Below are 4535 nucleotides of genomic sequence, written 5' to 3'. Positions count from 1 at the left end.
GCCTCCTGCCATAATGATTAAAGGATCGACACCGAGAGCGATCGCAACTTCTAATTTTTTACCACGTTCTGCCGCTTTGCGTAAATGTCTCGCACCTCCCCGCACCGATAACCAGTGTACGGTCATAGTGTTGTTAGATTGTAGTTGCAAGCGATACACACCAACGTTTGGAGTTCCCGTTTCACAATCTTTGGTAATTACCAATCCCAGTGTAATTATCTTTCCGGCATCTCCCGGATAAGGACGTATTAAAGGTAACTTATTTAAATCTAAATCATTCCCTTCTAGTACCACCTGTTGACAAGCGGGAAAAAAGTCCCTTCCCGGTTTGGCTTTCACCACGTCAAACAGCACTTTACCAAAATCTATGGCTTGGGAAATCTTTTTCGGTGGTTTGGGTTGCTGAAGCATACTCAGCTTCTTTCCCAGGGTTTCCAACTCCTCTGGTTTTTCCATATTCATAGCCCAGCATATCCTTTCCACAGTCCCCATTAAATTTACCGCAACGGGAAAGGATGCACCTTTGACGTTTTCAAACAACAAACCCGGACCACCTTTTTGCAGCATTCGGTTGGAAATCTCCGCAATTTCCATATCTGGGTCAACTAAAGCCGAAATTCGCTTTAATTGTCCTCTTTCTTCTAAAATTTTAATGAATCCCCGTAAATCTCGCGCCATGTTCCCTAAGAATTAAGAAGTGTAAAGTCTTCTTGATCTTAACTTGATATTTGCATAGTATATTTGTACTGATTTTGCCTAAAACTTTTCTCATTTCTCATTTTCTCGTTCCCAGTCTCTGACTGAGAATGCTAATTAGAGGTTCTGCCTCTTGTTTAAAGAGTACAAATATGACAAATATATTAATACATCTTTAATCTTAACTTATCCTCAAACTCAAACAGGTAAATCTTTTTTGAAATAGATTATGTATGACAACATCTGTAAATTCATAGCCGAAAATTACAAAGATGATATTGCCACATGGTTACTAGGTTCACCAATCAAATTAACAGAACTTAGCCCTACAGAACTTTCTAGCGAACCAATTCGAGCCGATTCATTAATATTATTACAATCGGATGAATTAGTTTTACATACAGAATTTCAAACCGATACAGATGAAGATATGCCATTTAGGATGTTAGATTATCGAGTCAGGGTATATCGTCGGTTTCCCAAAACAGAAATGCGTCAAGTAGTAATCTATTTGCGAAAAACAGGTTCTGACTTAGTAAGTGAAAATAGTTTTAAACTCAACAACACTTACCATCAATTTGAGATAATAAGACTATGGGAACAACCAACTGCTCAATTTATGACAGTTCCAGGTTTATTACCCTTTGCAGTGTTAAGTCAAACAAAAAATCCTAAAATGGTATTAAGCCAAGTAGGAGAAGCAGTAGCAGCCATTACAGATAGAAAGATACAAAGTAATATTGCTGCTGCTAGTGCAGTTTTAGCAGGTCTTGTGTTAGAAAAAGATGTAATCAGTAAGATTTTCAGGAGTGAGATTATGCGAGAATCTGTGATATATCAAGAAATTCTGGAAGAAGGTTTCGCTGAAGGTGAAGCTAAAGGTATCGCCCAAGGTATCGCCCAAGGTATCGCCCAAGGTATCGCCCAAGGTAAATTTGAAGGAATAGCTGAAGCAACCAAAAAATTAGCTGTAAAGTTGTTGGGAATTGGTATGAGTTTAGAACAAATTTCTGAAGTTACGGAATTATCTCTTGAACAAGTTCAAGCTTTACAAAAAGAGATAGAAAATCCTAATTCTAACTAAAGTAACTTCGATGTTTATAGGAATATCCCTGACTTCTTTAATAAGTTGGGGATATATTTACTACCTAATAATATTATTTTTTTAGAATTAGAATTATTCACAAATCTTGCTTTTACAAGATATTACAATTAGATAAAAAAGCTATAAATTGGTTTAAAATAGAATATATTGTGTATAAAATTCTTATTCTCAAACTATGACAAATCAAAAAAGCAAATTCACTGTTTACAACTTAGCAGGAAAGGAAAAAGCTTTCTATTTAGCTGAAAAAGTTAATCTAGAAATGAAGCCAGATGCTATTCCTAAAACGATGATAGCTCATAGTATCATTATTATTGATCGTTCCGGTTCAATGTATGGCGCTATTGAGGCTTTAAAGGAAACTTTAATTAAACTTTTGACTCTGGATGAATACAGTAATTCCGAATTAGTGATTAGTCTGATTTCTTATTCTTCTAAGGGTGATGTTACTTGTCATTTCCAGCGTATACCTATTCAAGAGGTAATGCAGCCAGATTCATTGTATGTTGCCAAAATTAAAGCAATTCAGGCTGGTTGTGCAACTTGTATTTCTCAATCTTTGAAATTAGCTCAAGAATTGATTCGTCCTAGTGAATTAACAGCAATTACTTTACACAGTGATGGCTATGCTAATGATAGCAGTTTTAATTCTGAATCTAAGGCGATAGAAGCAATCTGTAATGATTTACAAAAGTTGGATGTGTTTGTTAACACTATCGCGTATTCTCCCTATTCTGATTTTAAATTTTTGGCGAAAATTGCTAATTCTGTTTCTGGTTCTTGTCTACAAGCTGGCAATATTAAGGAAGTCTATGATGCTCTTTATAATACCGGAAATGTGTTAAAAGAAGCTACGGGAATAGTCATAGAAGAACCTTTAGCTAGTGACTATAGTTATCAGGTGTTTTTCTCTCCCAGTGCTAAGAAAATTAATGGCACAAATCAAACTTTGAAAATATTTGGTTTGAAGCCCGAAGATGAGGCTTATATCTATAAATATAAGCAAATTACCAAAGATGCTTATACTCAATTGACAGATATTCCTGTTGTCCAAAATGATGAATCAGTTTATGCTTTTGCTAAGGCTAATTTAGCAGACGGAAATCTCAATACTGCTAAATATGCTCTTGCTAGTACCTTTAATGCAACTTTAACAGCAAGACACGCGAAAGCTTTAACAAATCAAGACATTGCTAACTTTACTCAAGATTTAGATATTGCTATCTTTTATCCTCATGTTTTAGCAGAACATGAAATATTAGATCATGTAAAAGTGAATGATAAAATCTCGGTTTTGGCATTGATTGATATTTTATCACAACATCGTTCACACATTATTATTAACCTCAAACATCTGCAAGCAACTTACCAAAGAAAAGGTGTCAAGCGTGTTAATGGGGTGCGGGGAGAAAATGGAGAGTTAATTCAACCTTGGTTAGAAATAGAATATATTGAACCAGGTGATTATGTGCAGATGGGTAGTTTTGATATTAACCGTAACACAGCGACTATTAATATGCTGCTTACGCAAAAAGTCAAGCTGGTGAAAGTTGAAGATAAAACCGCAATTACAGAAGTTGCTGGTGTGTTATTAAATGATTTAACGACTTTCAATAATTATACTATTGTCAGTGATGGAGAAATTAATGTCAAAGCTTTGAAAGTAAAAATTAGTAGTAAAAAAGCCTTTGATGATTTAAAAGCAGTGGGAGTTATTGATGGGGAAGAATTTGATTTTCAAAAAGAATATACCATTGAGTTAGAGAATTTACCCTTGGTTAGCTTTGAGGGTACTTACAGCATTATTGATGGTTTGTTTTCCCAACTAGCAGAAATCAAAGTTTTGTCTAGTATTCTTGCTGCTCATTTACGGGAAGCATCAGATGTATTTATTCCCGCGCAAATAGAAGAATTGAAAAAACATTATCTTTCCAAAAGTCTGTATCTGAATTTTCCCACCACTAACGAATATACAGACTTGAAAGTAGCTTTATCTGACGGTACAGTTGACTCCAGAGTGAGTTATAAGATTGATATTGGTGGTACAGAAATTATCAATTTGAGTAAGCTGTCTTCTGCTAATCAGTTTCTGGATAGAAGATACGAAGTTTATGACAAAGAAACGGGAGAAATTTTTTCTAAACCTACATTTGAACTAGCATTTAATGAAAATATAGCTGTTCGTGCTAAAGCAGTTTCTGCGAGAATGAAACTTACCAAAGTCGATGATTTGATGAAACCGATTTTTGATGATTTTCTGGGAATTGAACAAAATGGCAGAATTGCAGAAATTCTTAACAAAATTGGTGCTGGTAGTTTAGGGTTGTTATTACAAACAAAACACACTGGTACACCTGTAAATAAAGAAGAACTTATCAACGCCATGACATCAGCACAAGGTAAATTAGAAGAGTACACAGAAAAAATTTACCAAGAAAATATTTCTCCTTTGGTTTTTTACATTGGTGCGACTGGTTTGTTACCAGATGAAATGTCTGCAAAAGCGATGACTGCTGATGAACTTGCTAGTCAATATCCCAATTTACAGTTTTCTAAATCTGAGCAGGAAGGGACATTTTTCTTGATTGGTGATACTGTAATTAGCGTTTATGCTCAAACTGAATATTACAGTAAAAAGTCAGTTGTTGTTAGTTAATTAATTGATTTTGTAGGGGTTTAGCAATGCTAAACCCTATATGTTAATATAAAAATATTGTTACTGTGAGGTTAATAA

3 protein-coding genes are annotated in these 4535 nt (G+C 34.8%); 2 read left to right on the top strand and 1 reads right to left on the bottom strand.

Features of this window, described 5'->3' with window-relative positions:
- The coding region (locus A9Y75_RS14560) for a UbiD family decarboxylase (protein ID WP_143046431.1) at positions 1-678 on the bottom strand (678 nt) is incomplete at its 3' end.
- A 247-nt stretch (positions 679-925) separates the two neighbouring features.
- Here A9Y75_RS14560 and A9Y75_RS14555 point away from each other — a divergent pair.
- Together A9Y75_RS14555 and A9Y75_RS14550 are read left to right on the top strand one after the other, a co-directional pair.
- A complete protein-coding gene (locus A9Y75_RS14555) occupies positions 926-1780 on the top strand; it encodes an Rpn family recombination-promoting nuclease/putative transposase (RefSeq protein ID WP_071190275.1) in 855 nt (284 codons plus the stop codon).
- A gap of 196 nt (positions 1781-1976) precedes the next feature.
- Positions 1977-4457, top strand: coding sequence for a vWA domain-containing protein (locus A9Y75_RS14550; protein ID WP_071190274.1), 2481 nt, complete (start codon positions 1977-1979; stop codon positions 4455-4457).
- Positions 4458-4535 lie beyond the last annotated feature (78 nt).

Origin of the sequence: Trichormus sp. NMC-1 (genome assembly GCF_001858025.1) — a bacterium.
Lineage (GTDB): Bacteria > Cyanobacteriota > Cyanobacteriia > Cyanobacteriales > Nostocaceae > Anabaena.
Note: the sequence above shows the minus strand (reverse complement) of the source record. Positions and strands in the feature narration are given on the sequence as shown.